General features: G+C 66.1%; 16 protein-coding genes and 2 pseudogenes. 15 read left to right on the top strand and 3 right to left on the bottom strand.

Annotated features, from left to right (window positions below):
- Positions 1–213: 213 nt before the first annotated feature.
- The 11 genes and pseudogenes from JMF97_RS30385 to JMF97_RS32145 all read left to right on the top strand — a co-directional run bounded on the left by JMF97_RS30385 (position 214) and on the right by JMF97_RS32145 (position 9,269).
- A complete protein-coding gene (locus JMF97_RS30385) occupies positions 214–1,047 on the top strand; it encodes a TRADD-N-associated membrane domain-containing protein (RefSeq protein WP_203224656.1) in 834 nt (277 codons plus the stop codon).
- A gap of 286 nt (positions 1,048–1,333) precedes the next feature.
- Positions 1,334–1,735 carry a hypothetical protein gene (locus JMF97_RS30380; RefSeq protein WP_203224655.1) on the top strand — a complete coding sequence of 134 codons (402 nt, stop codon included), beginning with the start codon at positions 1,334–1,336 and terminating at the stop codon, positions 1,733–1,735.
- A 252-nt stretch (positions 1,736–1,987) separates the two neighbouring features.
- A complete protein-coding gene (locus JMF97_RS30375; protein ID WP_203224654.1) occupies positions 1,988–2,158 on the top strand; it encodes a hypothetical protein in 171 nt (56 codons plus the stop codon).
- Positions 2,159–2,510: 352 nt separating this feature from the next.
- Entirely contained in the window at positions 2,511–3,662 is a 1,152-nt protein-coding gene (locus tag JMF97_RS30370) for a helix-turn-helix domain-containing protein (protein ID WP_203224653.1), read from the top strand.
- 472 nt (positions 3,663–4,134) lie between these two features.
- Positions 4,135–4,491 (top strand): annotated as a pseudogene (locus JMF97_RS32150) (hypothetical protein); the annotation flags it as partial.
- 500 nt (positions 4,492–4,991) lie between these two features.
- On the top strand, positions 4,992–5,495 hold the full coding sequence (locus tag JMF97_RS30360) for a hypothetical protein (protein WP_203224652.1): 504 nt from the start codon (positions 4,992–4,994) through the stop codon (positions 5,493–5,495).
- Positions 5,492–5,716: a hypothetical protein gene (locus JMF97_RS30355; RefSeq protein ID WP_203224651.1), complete on the top strand. Its 225-nt coding sequence runs from the start codon at positions 5,492–5,494 to the stop codon at positions 5,714–5,716. Before JMF97_RS30360 ends, JMF97_RS30355 begins: the two co-directional genes overlap by 4 nt.
- Before the next feature lie 108 nt (positions 5,717–5,824).
- Positions 5,825–6,334, top strand: coding sequence for a hypothetical protein (locus JMF97_RS30350; protein WP_203224650.1), 510 nt, complete (start codon positions 5,825–5,827; stop codon positions 6,332–6,334).
- Entirely contained in the window at positions 6,303–7,001 is a 699-nt protein-coding gene (locus tag JMF97_RS30345; RefSeq protein ID WP_203224649.1) for a hypothetical protein, read from the top strand. Before JMF97_RS30350 ends, JMF97_RS30345 begins: the two co-directional genes overlap by 32 nt.
- A 299-nt stretch (positions 7,002–7,300) precedes the next feature.
- Positions 7,301–8,497: a helix-turn-helix domain-containing protein gene (locus tag JMF97_RS30340; protein ID WP_203224648.1), complete on the top strand. Its 1,197-nt coding sequence runs from the start codon at positions 7,301–7,303 to the stop codon at positions 8,495–8,497.
- Positions 8,498–8,897: 400 nt separating this feature from the next.
- A pseudogene (locus JMF97_RS32145) lies at positions 8,898–9,269 on the top strand (hypothetical protein).
- A gap of 398 nt (positions 9,270–9,667) precedes the next feature.
- Here JMF97_RS32145 and JMF97_RS30335 read toward each other — a convergent pair.
- Positions 9,668–10,249 carry an HD domain-containing protein gene (locus tag JMF97_RS30335; RefSeq protein WP_203224647.1) on the bottom strand — a complete coding sequence of 194 codons (582 nt, stop codon included), beginning with the start codon at positions 10,247–10,249 and terminating at the stop codon, positions 9,668–9,670.
- Complete coding sequence (locus JMF97_RS30330; protein WP_203224646.1) at positions 10,246–11,373, bottom strand: helix-turn-helix transcriptional regulator; 1,128 nt, start codon at positions 11,371–11,373, stop codon at positions 10,246–10,248. The genes JMF97_RS30335 and JMF97_RS30330 overlap by 4 nt, the downstream gene beginning before the upstream one ends.
- A gap of 404 nt (positions 11,374–11,777) precedes the next feature.
- Between JMF97_RS30330 and JMF97_RS32420 the strand changes: the two genes are divergently transcribed.
- Together JMF97_RS32420 and JMF97_RS32140 are read left to right on the top strand one after the other, a co-directional pair.
- Entirely contained in the window at positions 11,778–11,957 is a 180-nt protein-coding gene (locus JMF97_RS32420; protein WP_438803785.1) for a hypothetical protein, read from the top strand.
- The gene (locus JMF97_RS32140; protein WP_307817149.1) at positions 11,954–12,250 is read left to right on the top strand and encodes a hypothetical protein; all 297 of its coding nucleotides are present in this window, start codon (positions 11,954–11,956) and stop codon (positions 12,248–12,250) included. Before JMF97_RS32420 ends, JMF97_RS32140 begins: the two co-directional genes overlap by 4 nt.
- 194 nt (positions 12,251–12,444) lie before the next feature.
- Here JMF97_RS32140 and JMF97_RS30315 read toward each other — a convergent pair whose 3' ends face one another.
- Positions 12,445–13,608 carry a polysaccharide deacetylase family protein gene (locus tag JMF97_RS30315; RefSeq protein ID WP_238360460.1) on the bottom strand — a complete coding sequence of 388 codons (1,164 nt, stop codon included), beginning with the start codon at positions 13,606–13,608 and terminating at the stop codon, positions 12,445–12,447.
- Positions 13,609–13,832: 224 nt separating this feature from the next.
- On the opposite strand from JMF97_RS30315, the gene JMF97_RS31870 reads away from it, so the two are divergent.
- Positions 13,833–13,967, top strand: a complete 135-nt coding sequence (locus JMF97_RS31870) for a hypothetical protein (protein WP_273543975.1) — start codon at positions 13,833–13,835, stop codon at positions 13,965–13,967.
- Between the two features lie 355 nt (positions 13,968–14,322).
- Positions 14,323–15,528, top strand: a complete 1,206-nt coding sequence (locus tag JMF97_RS30310; RefSeq protein ID WP_238360459.1) for a M14 family zinc carboxypeptidase — start codon at positions 14,323–14,325, stop codon at positions 15,526–15,528.
- Positions 15,529–15,611: the final 83 nt, after the last annotated feature.

Genomic DNA, 15,611 nt, shown 5'->3' with positions numbered 1-15,611 from the left:
CAAGGCCTCAGCAAGCAGGAGATCCTCCGCTGCCTCAAGCGCTACATCGTCCGCGACGTCTACACAGCCCTCCGGGCCGACTTCGCCGCCCTCACCCCTTGACCTCCATAGGAGCATCGGGATGGCTTCGCTGGTAGCGAGCGTTGTTGATGTCATCTAGTATGAGCGGCTGCGCTCCAGATAACAGCTACATCGCCGTGTGAAGGGTTCCAGGTGGTCGCCGAATCTACTAAGAAATCCGCAGGCGAAGAGGAAGCTGATACTTCGAATGCCGAATCTCTAACTCCCGCACAACTAAAGAGGCTCTGGAAGGCGACGCCGGAAGGGGCTAAGGTTGCACGAGTACTAAAAATCTTTTGGATACCGTTGATCCTCGGCGGCGTGTATTTGCAGGCAACGGTGTGGTGGAACCTGAGCGACACGCCTTGGCTGAGGGTGCTTTTCCAGATATTGGGTGTAGTTTTGTGGTTTGTCGGCTGCGCCCTGGCTGTCGCGCTCTTCGATATTATTTATGCGGATTCGAAGTTCAATAACTTTCAAGTTCAGTTGGAGAGTAGTCGGCTACTCGCAGCATACAATGAAGAACTGGATTCTAGTCTTGATTTGAAAGACCTGTGGGTGCTGAACCAGCGGCGCCTAGATCTCTATCACCGAATTGCAACGAATCAGTCGAGAAGTAGTTTCCGAAACGCTCAGTTGGCTGCATCCATTGGCTTCCTGTTGCTGATTGCGTCGGCAGCGCTTGTTTGGTATTCAGACTCAGTTGCAGCGGCAATAACGACTGGCAGCATAGGTGCTTTTGGTGGCGCTCTCGGTGCATACCTTGGCAGAACCTTTATCAAATCACAGGAGGGTGCGGCTGCACAGCTCCGCCAGTACTTCGACCATCCTGTAGAGCTGTCGAAGATTCTGGTTGTCGAGCGTCTTGTTGAGCGGCTCTCGCCGGAAGATCGAGTAAGTGTTATTCAGATGATGGCCCAGTCAATCTTGGGCGTTGACGTTTTGCGTGACTCGCCAGCCAGCGGCGACGAGGACGGCCGGTCATGACCCCAGTAGTTCTCGGGGTCATGCCTCCGGGGCGCACACGGGGCATCAAAACACCGTTAAACGTCGTCAATCAACAAGCAACCATGACAGCCGATTCGCCGGGCGAGCAGGTGTCGGACGGTATCGCTGCTGGTAGCGAGACAGCGGCCCTTAGTTCCGCTTCAACTCCCCGAGTTCGTGCCGTGGTTGGGGCCGCCTGGGTCGTGGTCTGGGTCGTCGGCCAGCCAGCATTGACCTCAAGTCAGGGGAAGCGCTAGACGCAGCCATGTCGATACACTCCGTCCTCATGTGGAGACGCGTGGTGACCGGAGTGGTTGCAGTTGCCGTCATGGCGGCTCTCGCCTCATGTTCGACGATCGGCGACATAGTGGACAATGGGGACAGCTTCGAAGACCGGGCTGAGGCGATTGACGCCGTGTACGAGCAAGGCAAGAGCAGCCGGAAGTTGATGGAGAAGACTGGGATCGTCGTTGACGAGGCATCCTGTGATAGCTCATGGGTCACTAGTGGGGCCAAGGACGCTGAGAACGACATGAACAAGCCCAGCAACAACCGCGCCAATGACGCTGACTTCCAGGAGCGACGACGCTTGTCCTTCATCAACGGCTGCATGGACCGGCCAAACAGCCTGCCCCCGGTCAACGCGCCGAGCTTGCAGCCCACCACGAGTGGAAGCGCGAGTCCGTGAGCAACCCTGCGCAGCCAGGGTGTGACCATTAGCCTGAGCGGTAGTGCTCGCTGCTTCGCAGACTTGCGACAGCAGCGGTGACAGCAACGGGACAGGACGCGGACCGCCGTACCTGATCGTTCACGTACGGCTGTCCCAGGTGACGGATGCGCCCGGACGCTCAGAGACAGAGCGCCCAGAACTTACAAACGAGGGGTCTACTATGGTGGGTAGGCCGGTGGGCTCAGGCCAGGGCTGAATGTCCTGGGGCCGGTGCTACTCATCACGCTGTTCGCCTTCATCTTCTCGCTGATCTCTACCGCAGTCATGAGGAAGATCGACGAAGGAGGCAAGGTGGCCTGGATGAAGATGACCGTTGGCTCTGCTGTAGGTGTCCTCGGTGGTCTTGCAACTAATCTGGCAGCAGCATCAGCACTGGTCTGAGCCCACCGGCCTTATCTCGCACCCGAGGTGTCCCGGGGCACAAGACACCGTGAAATGCTGTCAACCAGCGAGCGATCATGACAAGCGCGGAGGCGGCTTGAGCAGGCGTCGCGTGCCGTTGTCGCTGGTCGCGGGACAGTCGATCTGAGTTCCGCTTCAACCTGTGAGTGCCGTGGGGCGAGGTGCTTGGCCCCGGGGACTGTCACCGGGTGGCGGACTGTGACGTGCTGTCAGTCAGGGGTACCGTCGGTGGCGGCATGGTTGCCGGTTGTCGTGCTGACTCCCTGCCGCATTTGATCGTTGTTCGAGGGGGATCGCTGTGCCTCGCCGAGCTATACCTGCTGACCCGTCGGTGGGTGAGCGTATCCGGGCCCGGCGCGAGTTGCGTGGCTGGAGTATCCGGCATGCCGCGAGTCGTGCGGGTATTTCGCATACGACGTGGTCGCGGATCGAGCGTGGCGTTCAGCGTACGGATCGGTACATGGTGGTTGATCTGGCCGCTGCCCTGGAGTGTTCGGTGTTCGACCTTACGGGGCAGCCGTATACGCCTGCTGATCGGCAGCTTGATGGTGCGCGTATCGACGCCGAGCGGGTGTGGCGGGCGATGATGGCGTATCCGTTCGATGGGCCGCCGGTCGTCGGGGCGGCCACTGTGGAGCAGGTGGCCCGGGAGTCGTCGCTGGTGCGGGATCTGTACGGACGGTGCGATTACGCCGGGGCCCTGCGCCGGCTGGTGGACCTCCTTCCGGCACTGCATGGTGTGACTGATCAGCGGGCGGCGTACCGGTTGATGGTGCCGGTGTACGGGGTGGCGATGGGTTCGTTGCTGAACGTGGGTTACTCGGCCCACGCTTGGCTGGCAGCGGAGCGTTGTGCGGAGGCTGCGCACCTGCTTGATGACCCGGTTGCGGTGGGGGTGGCGGCGGCGAATCGGGCTCGGGTGTCGGCGTACACCGGCGCGTACGGCCCGGCGCGGGCGTACTGCGATCGGGCCGGAGCGGACCTGGAGGGCAGCGGTGCGGAAACCGCGCTGGATGTGCTCGGGTTCCTGCACCTGGCCCGCGCGCACCACCTCGCCGGCACGAAGGATCAGACCACGGCCGAGGAGCACCTCGACGAGGCGGCGCGGATCGCCGCGCACACCGGGGAGACGACAAGCTGGGACCTGTTGTGGGGGCCGAGCAACGTGGCGCTGTGGCGGATGGCCTACCTGCTCGACACCGGACGTCCGCAGGAGGCGTTGCAGGCGGCTGCCGGGGTGGCGGTTGGGGAACTTCCCGCCGTGCGGCAGGTGTACTACTGGCTGGACATGACCCGCGCGATGGTGGCGGCTGAACGGGAACGAGACGCGGTGCGGATGCTGCTGGCGGCCGAACGGGTCGGCCCGCAGCACACCCGGTCATCGACGGCGGCGAGAGAAGTCGCACGTGGGCTGCTGCGTCGAGGGCTGGTCTCTACGGAACTGCGGGGCCTGTGCGAGCGCATGGGGGTCTCCGCCCACTAGTGGTGCGTAGGTGTTCCATCACCCACCGTGCCGTCCATAACGTTCCGATCAGGACACGACGGCAGGAAGCACCCGCTACGCCGACTCTGTCCGCCGGGTGGCGACGCCAACCCGAGCGCGACACCTGACAGCCGCGCTGCCGTCGCCACCCGCCGACCCATGACGAGGGAGGCGGAACCTGTGGCAATCCGGTCCGAGCTGCGCGACATTCTGCGGTGGCTGCTGCGACGCGCAGACTTACCCCCGCCGCCCGGAACGGGCCAACGCCACCAGGCTGCCGAGCAGGCCGCAGCGCAGCGGAGGCTGCTGGACCAGGCGAAGAGGTCACGGGACACGCAGTGGCACCGCGAACCGATCCAGACCACGCCGTATGCGCCGACAGCAAGTGATCAGCGCACCGGGGACGCGACAGGGAGCCACCGGTGAGCCCAGCGCGGGCAGGTTTTCCTGCCATACCGCCCCCAGGCCACCGGCGCGTCTCGTACGACGAGTACCTGTCGGCTACCGCGTTGACCTTTGCCCGGCGGCATCGTCCGGTCTGGTGTTGGCGGCGGTGGCGGCGAGTCTGCCGCTGCGGAGCCGACCTGCCCTGCCGTGCTCGGCACCGGATTCCGATCAACCGTGGGCACTGGCCTGGGGAGGGTGAGCAGTGACCGGCGGGCCGGAACGGACGATCCTCGCCGTGCACGTTCGCGGGCTCGACGGCATGTGTGCTGGTTGCCGGGTGTGGTGGTCGCGGCTGGTGCCGTACCCGTGCTGGCAGGTGGAGTGGGCGACGAGTCGGCAGGCTCGCGCGAGCGTGGCCCGGTTTCTGGGCGGTGTGCGGTGACCAGCCACGGCCCGGTGATGCCGATCTGGAGTTGTGGTGGCTGTGACCTTCCCTGGCCGTGTCCGACGCGGCGGCGGGAGCTGCGCGCGGAGTACGCGGGCGCGCCGGTGTCGTTGGCTCTCTATCTCGGTGTCTGTCTCGTCCAGGCTGCCGAGGACATGCCTTGGGCTCCGGCCGGTGCGTTGCACCGTCGCTTCATCGGTTGGGCGAGGCAGCCGCCGGAAGTACAGGGGCGAAGTACAGCAACTGTGCCAGCCGAAGGTGACCGGCAGGAGCGTCACCAGGCCGGATGACCTCGTACGACACCCGATCCGACCGGTCTGCCGAGAGTTCACACCGAAGAGGTCACTGGTTCGATCCCAGTATCGCCCAAGCAAAAAGAGGCCCGGATCACATTGATGATCGGGGCCTCTTGTCATTCTTGATAGGTGCGGCTGGGCACGGCTGGCCGTCAACCTGTCGGCGGGCGTACCGGGCCCAGGGGCGTGAGGAGCCGAGTCGTGGTGCGGAGGTACGAACCGCTGACGGTGGCGCGGTTGGGTGCTCTGCTCGCCGACGCCGACGCCGACGCCGACGCCGACGCCGACGCCGACGCCGACGCCGACGCCGACGCCGACGCCGACGCCGACGCCGACGCCGACGCCGACGCCGACGCCGACGCCGACGCCGACGCCGACGCCGACGAGACGCGACGCTGGCGGCTGGTGGCAGAGTTCCTTGAGGAGTACCGCTGGGAGCCATCGGAGAGGCGTGCCGCCCTGTTGCAGCAGGAGCCATCCACCACTGGCGACGAACACTGGGACGTGTTCCTGGCGGCGTTGACGGAACACCTGGCGGCCAAGGACGGGCGTGGGGCACCGTCATGGGTCGAGACACGCTCACTGCGACGATTCTGGTTTCCCTTCAACACTCGTGCTGCTCGGGTCGACGCGGTGGTCCATGCCCCAGCGGCGTTCCGTCGTCGTGGCGTGTTCGTGTCAGCGCAGGAGATCAACGTCGCATGAGCGCCGAAGACCCACTGCTGGACCGCGCGGCGATCGAGGATGCCTTCCGTCGGCTCGGAGAACGGTTGCACCGGCGTGGTGTGGTGGCTGATCTCTACATACGCCCTCGCTCGCGCATGCTGCGCACCCATGAACTGCAACCGACAACATGGAGGGCGGCCCGCATCCGGTTCAACCGCAGCGTCACCCTGCCCAACGCCCCGACCCGCGCTTTAGGATGATCAGCCCGTGGGGAGGCGACGACGGCTGCGGCCAAGTCAGACCAGCCAGGGTGAGCATCAGAGAGATGCAGAGCCAGTCCGGAGGCGACCAGCAAGGAGGCGGCGAAAATGGTGGCTGGATCGCTGCGAGAGCCGCTCAACCCCGAACAGGAACACCTGATCCGGGTCATCTTCGAGCAGTTCGATCAGGTCGGTGAGTGGCCGATCTGGCAGTACGTCGACCTGACGCTTGAGTCCCGTCTGGGCATCGACACCGCCGCCGACGTCCTTGCATCGCTCCCGAGCGTCGGGGAGCGGGGCCCGGTGTCACCAAGTTATGGACTAACGTGGCGCCAGGACTCCTACGCGCCGGTCCGGCTGGATAAGCCGATCGCGCTCACCGTCGCCGGCCTGCGGTACTTACCGGAGGCGGAGCCTCTTCTCCGGTCGTTCGTTACCACAATCCGGCACTTCGTCGACCGAAAGCGAAACCTTGTCCCCTCCCCGACCCAGGTCGTCGAGGCCACGGTGACCAGCGCAGAAATCAAGGGAGAGCTGCTAAAACGCGAGCATCGGCGCCGACGCGGCCTCAGCTGTGGAGGCGACGATGCGCAAGGTCCGCCAGCTGCTCGCGCATGAACCATTCCTTTATTCCGTAGTACGGCAGCCCGACCCGGGGAAAGAGGAGTGGACAGTCCAGGTACCGGCGGTGTTGCGCGCTTACCGCGGCTTGGTCACGATCGATGATTACCTCGACCGCGTCATTGAGCAGGTAGCGCCACCCGGTCCGCCACGCGCACCACTGTCGTTCGGCGCGCTCGACATTCCGTATGCCGTCGGCTACCTCGATGCCGTGTGGAGGTACAAGACTGGGTCGCATCTGTTCGTGAACCTTGACCCGGCCAGTGTCGCCCGCCTCACCCGGGAATGCACTAGCGAGGAGGAGTTCAATTCCCTGATGAGTGCACTGGCGGATGTACTGGGTCAGGTTGTCAAGCCTGGGCAGTCATCACCTCCGCAGGGTGGGGCGCTCGAAGCCATCCGGGGCTACCTTTCAGCAGTCCTTGACGTCGACGCGGCAGATCGGGTCACTGCCGCGATCGGAACGCTCATCCACCTCCGTCGCCTCCGCGTCAGCGCCCAGCACGGGGACGCCCGGCACCGTGCCGTCATGGCGTTTCAGCAGATCGGCCTTGCATTCCCGCCCGTGAGTTGGCAAACAGCCTGGGCACACGTCGCCGTCGCGGCTAAGGGCGCCCTGGACGTGCTCCGTGAAGAGATCCACGTCGGCCTACCGTCGATCTAAGAACTACCCTGGGCTATTACTCCTGGACGCCCGGCGTTATGCCGAGAGTGTTATTGAGCGTTGCGAGAACTCGATCAAGGATCAGGGGTTGCCAACGGAGCGCCCAGAAGATAAAGCGACGGGTCGATGGAGCCCTTGGCCCGGGGGTAGCGAAGGTCGGAAGCACTTGCCTGGCGGTTGCGGCATTAGCTGTCGTGGTGGGGCGCGTCGGGACGATGGGCGGGAGTACCGTCGACTGTGGTGGTCTGCCGGGTAGTGGCTGGTGGTCCGCTGCCCAGACCGCTACCTGGGAGACGATGATGAGCGATTCCGCGACCTTCGGTGCGCGCCTTCGGATGTATCGCGAGCGTGCGGGGAAGACCCGACCAGTTCTCGGCGGGCTGGTGGGGCGTAGCGCGGAGTGGGTCAAGGCGTTGGAGAATGGTCGGCTACTGCCGCCCCGTCTGCCCATGTTGCTGCGGCTGGCCGAGGTGCTCGACATCTCGGATCTTGCGGATCTGACCGGTGACCAGTCTTTACCGGTGGCGTCGGTGACCAGGGCCGGGCATTCCGAGGTCGGCAAGGTGGCGGCGGTGATGCAGCGGGCATCGGTGCCGGGGGGCGCGGTGACACCGGTTGTCGTGATGCGCGATCTGGTGGATCAGGCGTGGGCGTTGTGGCATCGGTCGACGACTGAGCGTACGGCGGTGGCGGCGGTGCTTCCGGGGTTGCTGACGGATGCGCAGCGGAGCGCTCGGATGCTCGATGGCGGGGACCGTCGGCTGGCGTTGGCGGAGTTGGCGCGGGTGTATCACCTGGTGCAGTTGTACCTGGCACATCAGCCGTATCCGGAACTGGTGTGGCTCGCCGCCGACCGGGCGATGTCGGCCGCCCAGGACGCCGACGACCCGGCGGCGATGGCCGTGGCTGCCTGGTACTACGCGCACGTCTATCGGGGCGCGAACCAGCTCGACGCCGCCGAGCAGGTGCTGGCCGAGGCTGCAGGTCTGGTCGATCCGGCGGCGGGTGGTGAACAGTTGGCGCGATGGGGTCAGGTGCAACTCGGTATCGCGCTGGGCCACAGCAAGGCTGGCCGGGCCGGTCGGGCCTGGCGGGCGTGGGATGCCGCCGACTCGGCCGCGAGCCGACTCGGCGGTGGGTACGTCCATCCGTGGCTGATGTTCGGATCGGCGGCGTGTGCGGCGTACGCGGTCACCATCGAGACGGACCTGTGCCGCACGGGTGAGGCGGTGCGGCGGGCCGACGCCACCGACTATCGGGCGTTGCCCTCGCAGACCCGCCGGGCTGCCGCGCTGATCGATGCCGCTCGGGCGCACATGCTGGACCGTGGGGAGGTCGCGGCGATGCACCTGCTCGGCCGGGCACTGCGGGAGAGCGTCGACACGGTGCGACACAACCCGTACGCCCGCACTGTCGCCCTGGAACTGTCGAACCGGCCAGGCACGGTCGGTGAGGACGCCCGAGAGTTGGCCTTGGCCATCGGCATGATCGGGTAACTCTCCCTGAGGTACAAACTCTCCCCGCCACAGCCGGTGACCACTCGTAGCGTTCCCGTCACTGGCGGCGGCGAGCCTGTGCCTGCCTGACACCCGATAGAGCCGGACGGAGTCTCGTCGCCGCCCCTGTTGCTCGATCGAGGGGGCGTGTTTGTGGCGACCTGGTCTGAACTGTGCGCGTCGATGCGGTGGCTGTTTCGGCGGCCTCAACCGCCGCCACCGCCCGGGACCGGGCAGCGGTACCAGGACGTTGAACAGGCGGCGGCGCAACAGCGGCTGCTCGACCACGCGAGGCAACTACGGCGGTGCCAGGGCCACCACGATTCGGCAGCTCGGCTCAGCCCACGCCGATCGGAGGGCCTCCGGTGACCCGACGCGTGGCCAACTCGTCCGGGCGGTCATCTCTGAGCGGCCGGCGCGTCTCCTACGACGAGTACCTGTCGGCTACCGCGTTGACCTTTGCCCGTCGGCATCGGCCGGTCTGGTGTTGGCGGCGGTGGCGGTGGACCTGTCGATGTGGGTCCGATCTGCCCTGCCGTGCCCGGCACCGAATTCCGATCAATCGCGGGCACTGGCCGCAGGAGAGTGAGCAGTGACCGGCGGGCCGGAACGGACAATCCTCGCCGTACACGTTCGTGGGCTCGACGGCATGTGCGTCGGTTGTCGGGTGTGGTGGTCGCGGCTGGTGCCGTACCCGTGTTGGCAGGTGGAGTGGGCGACCAGTCGGCAGGCTCGCGCGAGCGTGGCCCGGTTTCTGGGCGGTGTGCAGTGACCAGCCACGGCCCGGTCATGCCGATCTGGAGCTGCGGTGGCTGTGACCTTCCCTGGCCGTGCCCGACGCGGCGGCGGGAGCTGCGCGCGGAGTACGCGGACGCGCCGGTGTCGCTGGCTCTCTATCTCGGTGTCTGTCTCGTCCAGGCTGCCGAGGACATGCCCTGGGCACCGGCCGGTGCGCTGCACCGGCGCTTCATCGGTTGGGCCAGGCAGCCGTCGGAAGTACAGGGGCGAAGTACAGCAACCGTGCCAGCTGAACCCGACCGGCAGGAGCGCCACCAGGCCGGATGACCTCGTACGACACCCGATCCGACCGGCCTGCCGTGAGTTACAAGCGAGGGGTCAACCTGCTTCAGGTGATCGGCTCGATGGTAGGTCTGTGCCTGGTGCTGGTGGTTATGCCGGTGGTGGGGGAGGGGTGAGCCAGGCGAGGGGTTGTCCGGTGAGGGCGGCATCGGCGAGGCGGTGGGCGCTGGTGGTCTTGAGTGCCGCGCGTGAGCTGTCGATCCAGCGTTGTACGTTGTCTATGCCCTGGTGGCGGTACTCGACTGCTTGGACGAGGCATTCCAGTTTGTCGGCGTCGCGGGCGACGATGGCCTCTGGTGTCTCGCCCGCTTCGTACTCGGCAACGGCGGCGTTGATGAGGTCAGCGACGGCGGGTGGGCAGGCGGCGACCTGGTCGGCGGTGACGGTGGTGTTGGGCGCGGCGGTGAGGTAGCGCTTGGCGATGTGTGGGATGTCGGTGATCCGGGTTTCCTGGGTGTCGTGCAGAACGCACAGCATCGATACCCGGGCCGGGTCGGCACCTTCCATGGCGGCGAGCATCATCCCGATGAGCGCGGTTCGGAACGAGTGTTCGGCGATGGATTCGGGGTGCTTGATGCCGGCGAACCACCAGCCGGTGCGGGCGGCGCGTTTGAGTACGCCGGCCTCGAAGATGAAGCGCATGGCTCCGGCGGCGTCGTGGTCGTCGTTCATCTGCCCGTCCCTGTGCCGGTGACTCCGTCTGCTCGCAGGCTGTAGACGATAGAGGTTAGTTCCTGCCGGGATTGTGGAGAGATGTGGTCGCTGTCCAGGATCCGGGTACTGCGTCTGAGGAGCGCGCGGCTCTCGGCGGGGTTGTCGAGGGTGAGCCTGCGGCGTACGGCGAGCAGAGCCCAGATGTTGTGGACGTTGAGGTCGACGAAGGGGTGCGTGGGGTCGAGGCGCTGGACCAGGTGCCGGAAGAGAACCGAGCCGTGCCAGTCTGCGAGCGGAGCCGGCATGAATGAGTCGTCGTGTTGGCGGTACGGGATCTCGCCGACCCAGTAGGCGGAGTAGTTGAGGGCTGCTCGCTCGCAGGCGTCGTCCGGATGCGCGCGGGCGAGGAAGTCTCGTAAGGGTTCCGGGTCGCCCTGGTTCGCAAGGGATGTGACGACGGAGCGGGCGTCAGGCCACAGCGGTGACCAGGTTCGGAACGTGATCGCCCTGCGGGTGCGGGTGGTGGTCCGGGAGAGCCATCCGGCGGCTGTCCTGGTGGGGTCCATTCCCGCGAGGAAGCAGGCTTGTCGATGCAGCAGAACGCTCGGGTCACGTCCGGCGGCTGCACGTTCGGCGAGTACGTGAAGCCGGGTGAAGAACGCGCGTTGCTCGTCGGCGGGCAGGGCCGGCCCCGACGCCACCGGACCTCGCCGGGCATGGGCGACGGGTATGCCTCTGGCGAAGGTCGGTGTCTGCCCGAGAACAGCCCAGAGGATCAGATCGGTCAGACGGTGGGTGAGTACGCACCAGCCGAGCGGCTGTTCGGCGATGTCGCACCGATCCGCCTGGCCGTCCAGGACTGCGGCGAGGATGAAGTCTGCCTCGGCGGCGTCGTCGAGTGCGGCGAGCAGGGTCACGTTCGCTCCGAGCCGACCGAGCCTGCGGCGGACGGCGAACGCCTGCCCGAGCGGTACCGCCGTGAAGGGCCGACGCCCGGACTCCCAGCTCTGCACGGTCACGCGGTCGACGTCCAGGTCGGCGGCGAGTTGCTCCTGCGTCAGCGGAATGGACTCCCGGATCAGCTTGAGCAGGTAGCCGGTCACCTCGCCCCGCTGTGGTGCTGATCGTCCGCGACCTGCCATGCGTCATCCCTACGTTGACCGGTGGTCGACGTTCCCGCCCGGAAACAACCGCTGCGGCCGACATGTGGGCTGCTCACTCGTACTGCGGGTGAGTCCCACCGCCGTCGTGGTGATCGTAGCGTCGCAGTTACCGAACGTTCTAGAACCGGTCCCGTGGCTGGGGGTCGGCCATGGGGCGCTGCCCGGCGGAGGGGGCCAGTAATGCGGGACAGGACGCCACCGGGGCGACGAGTGTCCTACGACCAGTACCTGATCGCCGTAGCGATGACCTTGGCGCGGCGACACCGACCGGCATGGTCGTGGCGCAAGTGGAGGTGGCTGTGCCGGTGCGGGGCCGACCTGCCCTGCCGAAACCGACACCGCATCCCGATCAACCGCGGGCACTGGCCGACGGAGGAGGAGCAATGACCAGCGGTGCGGAGCAAGCCATTCTCGCGGTGCACGTCCGAGGGTTGGACGGCATGTGTGCTGGTTGTCGGGTGTGGTGGGCGCGGTTGGTGCCGTACCCGTGTTGGCAGGTGGAGTGGGCGACGAGTCGGCAGGCTCGCGCGAGCGTGGCCCGGTTCCTGGGCGGTGTGCGGTGACCACCCACGGCCCGGTCATGCCGATCTGGAGCTGCGGTGGCTGTGACCTTCCCTGGCCGTGCCCGACGCGGCGGCGGGAGCTGCGCGCGGAGTACGCGGACGCGCCGGTGTCGCTGGCTCTCTATCTCGGTGTCTGTCTCGTCCAGGCTGCCGAGGACATGCCCTGGGCACCGGCCGGTGCGCTGCACCGGCGCTTCATCGGCTGGGCGAGACAGACGTCGGAGGTACAGCAGCGAAGTTCAGCTACCGTGCCAGCCGCATCCGACCGGGGTGGGCGACATCAGGCTGGATAGCCCCGCATCAAGGCCAACCCGACCGTCCCGCCGTGAGTTCACACCTGGAGACGGCTCCCTTCGGCTGCGCAAAGCGGACAAGGCTCTGACTGCGGAACGCGGTCAGAGCCTTGTCATTTCGCCTCTCGTCGCGGATGGCTGCTGGTGTGCCGAGCGGGCGGGCCCGACGTGAGGTCGAGCCCGCCCGGCGATGGTCATCGTGCGACGAGGCTGAATCGCTGGTTGGTGCCGCCGTGGCAGTCGTAGAGCTGGACCTGTGCTCCGTTGGCGGTGCTCCAGGCGTCCAGGCAGCGTCCGGACTGGACGTTGCTGATGGTGCCGTTGGAGTTGACGTTCCATTGCTGGTTGCTTTGGCCGTGGCAGGTGTAGATCTGGACGGCGGCGCCGTTGCCGGAGCCTGCTGCGTCGAGGCACATGTTGCCGTACACCCGAAGTTGTTTGTCCGAGGTGTAGGTCCAGGCTTGGTTGGTCTGTCCGTGGCAGTCGTAGAGCTGTACCCGGGTGCCGTTGTTCTGGGAGGCGTTGGGTACGTCGATGCATCGACCCGACTGGCTGCCGACGATCTGGCTGGCGGAGCCGGAGGGCGGAGGCGTGGTCGGCGGCGGGCTGGTCGGCGGGGGAGTGGTGGGGGGCGGAGTGCCGTCCGGCGCCACCGCTCGGCCGGTGCTCGGTGAGATCATGCCCGGACAGAGGTTACGGCTGCTCAGGTTTGCCATGATCTGCGGAATCGCGTTGCGGGTGTTCTGGATGCCGTCGTGCATCAGGATCACCTGGCCGGCCTGGAGACGACTGGCGTTGGAGACGATCTGGCTGACGCTGGCGCCGTTCCAGTCCTGGGAGTCGACGTCCCAGATCACCTGGCGCAGGCCGAGCGACGAGGCGACCGACTGGAGAGTCGAGTTGGTCTCCCCGTAGGGCGGGCGGAACAACTGCGGCCGGACGCCGGTCGCCGCCTGGATCGCCGAGTTGGTCTGGGAGAGGTCCGACTGCATCTGGCTCTGGTTCATCGAGGTCATGTGCGCGTGGTTCCAACTGTGGTTGGCCACCCACATGCCCGCGTCGACCTGGGCCCGCGCGGCGGACGGGTTGCTCTGCACGTTCTGCCCGACGTTGAACATGGTCGCCCGTACGCCGTTCGCGCGAAGCACGGACAGCAGTGCGCTGGTACTGCTGTTCGGCCCGTCATCGAAGGTGATGCCGACGTACCCGTCGCAGACGGCGGCGCTGGACGGAGTGGCGGCGACCGCGAGACCGGTGGCGCTCAGCGCCACGGTGGAGGCGAGCGCGGCCAACCGGACGGTGAGACGCGATTTTCGGGGGGCGGACGGGCGGCGGGAGCCGCCGATACTGGCGTACATGTGCAGGTCCTCCTTGGGACGGATGGCACCTGACGACGCATGGTTGTAATCGACAGGAGTTGATGCCATCGCGTTCGGAGTATTGCAACGGCGTTTCGAACACGTCAATGATTTCCGGAAGTTTTCCGGAAGTTCCGGAAAGGGTCGGCTGGTCGGCCGCGACCGCCCAGGCTGGCACGCGTACGGCGGCGTTGGCGCGGCCCTGCACGGGGGGCTGGCTGGAGATGGCCACCGTCGAGTGCATCGACTGGTACAACAACCGCCGCCTGCACGGCGAACTCGGACACGTCCCACCGGCTGAGCACGAAGCACGACACGCGATGACCCACCCGGTCACCGCATCCCTGGAAACCGGCTGACCAACTCTCCAGCAAACCCGGGGCTTGACAACCACCCGAGGTCTTGGATGGGGCGACGACGTTTGCCGGGTACGCCGACCAGAGTCTGCACGCCGATGAAGTCGCTGGTCGGGCCGAGGCCCGCGCGGACAGTGACGCGCCACTTTGGCCGGTCGAGGACGGCACGGTATTCGGACATCGTCACGACTTTGCCGGGGCCCTGACTCGATACCGAAAGCTCAAGATTTCCTCAAATGCTGCGCTTGGCTGCATTTAAATTCACTGACGCCTTTAGTTTCTTCGCATCCGATTGGCGCGGCCGCCCTACCGGAAAAACGATTCAAGTTCATTACTTCTACAACTGTAGGAGGTCATGATGAAACGACGCCTATTGGTGTCGACAACCGTCGCAACGCTGTGTGCTGTCACGCTTTCCGCGCCGTCCTCGTCGGCTGAGAACGGAAACGCCGACTGCAAGAACCTTCCCGGCGAGCGGGCCACCTCCGGCTGGACCAACTACGAGGAACTCGGCAAGCGACTCGCCCAGATCGAGGCGACCAGCCACGGCCGCGTCAACGTGGACGTCATCGGAGAGTCGAATCGGGGTCGGGACATCTACGCGGCGCGGGTCGGCACGGGTGACCGCGTACTGCTGATCACGAGCGAGATTCACGGCAACGAGAAGACCGGCACCGAGGCCCTGCTGCAGATGCTCAAGACCCTCGGATCCAGCGGCAGTGCACAGGCCAAGGCGATCCGCGAGAACTTGACCATCGTCGCTGTCCCGAAGTTCAACCCCGACGGTGCGGAGCTGAACCGTCGGCAGAACGACTTCCCGTGGAGCGAGGTGGTCCAGAAGTTCCCGCAGCTGGCCGGAACGAACCCGCCGTACTACTACAACAACGGCGCACAGGGCTTCGACATCAACCGGGACTTCAGCGCCGACCTCACCGCCGAGCCGTCCCCCGAGACCCGGCCGACGAACGAAACCCTCCCCGGCATGTACCTGACCAACGAGTCCCGGGCGCTGCGTGACCTGTACGTCAACCTCCGGGACGAGTTCGGCAAGGTCCACGCCTACGTCGACCTGCACCACATGGGCCCGTGCAACCAGAACAACGACACCGAGCAGTACGTGACGGTGTCGCTGGACTTCCCGCCGCTCGGCTCGGAGGTCGACGGCAACCCGCGGTACGCCGACTGGCCGTTGCTCGACCAGGATGCCTCTCGCCGTCACGCGCTGGCTGCCGCCCTCGGCATGATCGACCACGGGGGTAACGGATCGGGAACCAACTCGCCCTTCGTCGGCGGGGTGAGCCGTTACGTCCACTACCAGGTCGCCGACGGATACAGCTACGACCGGGACTACGCCGGCCAGGCCAGGTCGGCCTTCGCCCTCAACGGCAGCGCCACTGTGCTGTTCGAGGTACGTGGCCAGTCGCACGCGTGGGGCCAGAAGCAGAACGGCATGCTGACCCAGGTCGTGCAGGCCGGCCTCTTCGGAATCGCGGACCGGATGGCGGACAAGTCCGTCGACAACCTGAACGGCAACCACTTCTACGATCTGCCCAAGTACTGGTGAGCCACAGAGTCGATGCAGTAATCAACGAACCACGGCAATCACCTGGACCCTGACATCACCACATGAATCAACGGCCACCGCCC

The sequence above is a fragment of the Micromonospora fiedleri genome, from assembly GCF_016774385.1.
GTDB classification, from domain to species: domain Bacteria; phylum Actinomycetota; class Actinomycetes; order Mycobacteriales; family Micromonosporaceae; genus Micromonospora; species Micromonospora gifhornensis.
The sequence above is the reverse complement of the archived record's forward strand: the minus strand, read 5'-3'. Positions and strand labels throughout refer to the sequence as shown.

Coding starts and splice junctions, on each gene's coding strand:
- JMF97_RS30380 (WP_203224655.1), top strand. CDS start 1,334: ATGTGGAGACGCGTGGTGACCGGAGTGGTTGCAGTTGCCGTCATGGCG.
- JMF97_RS30355 (WP_203224651.1), top strand. CDS start 5,492: ATGAGCGCCGAAGACCCACTGCTGGACCGCGCGGCGATCGAGGATGCC.
- JMF97_RS30350 (WP_203224650.1), top strand. CDS start 5,825: ATGGTGGCTGGATCGCTGCGAGAGCCGCTCAACCCCGAACAGGAACAC.
- JMF97_RS30345 (WP_203224649.1), top strand. CDS start 6,303: ATGCGCAAGGTCCGCCAGCTGCTCGCGCATGAACCATTCCTTTATTCC.
- JMF97_RS30340 (WP_203224648.1), top strand. CDS start 7,301: ATGAGCGATTCCGCGACCTTCGGTGCGCGCCTTCGGATGTATCGCGAG.
- JMF97_RS30335 (WP_203224647.1), bottom strand. CDS start 10,249: ATGAACGACGACCACGACGCCGCCGGAGCCATGCGCTTCATCTTCGAG.
- JMF97_RS30330 (WP_203224646.1), bottom strand. CDS start 11,373: ATGGCAGGTCGCGGACGATCAGCACCACAGCGGGGCGAGGTGACCGGC.
- JMF97_RS32420 (WP_438803785.1), top strand. CDS start 11,778: ATGACCAGCGGTGCGGAGCAAGCCATTCTCGCGGTGCACGTCCGAGGG.
- JMF97_RS30315 (WP_238360460.1), bottom strand. CDS start 13,608: ATGTACGCCAGTATCGGCGGCTCCCGCCGCCCGTCCGCCCCCCGAAAA.
- JMF97_RS31870 (WP_273543975.1), top strand. CDS start 13,833: ATGGCCACCGTCGAGTGCATCGACTGGTACAACAACCGCCGCCTGCAC.
- JMF97_RS30310 (WP_238360459.1), top strand. CDS start 14,323: ATGAAACGACGCCTATTGGTGTCGACAACCGTCGCAACGCTGTGTGCT.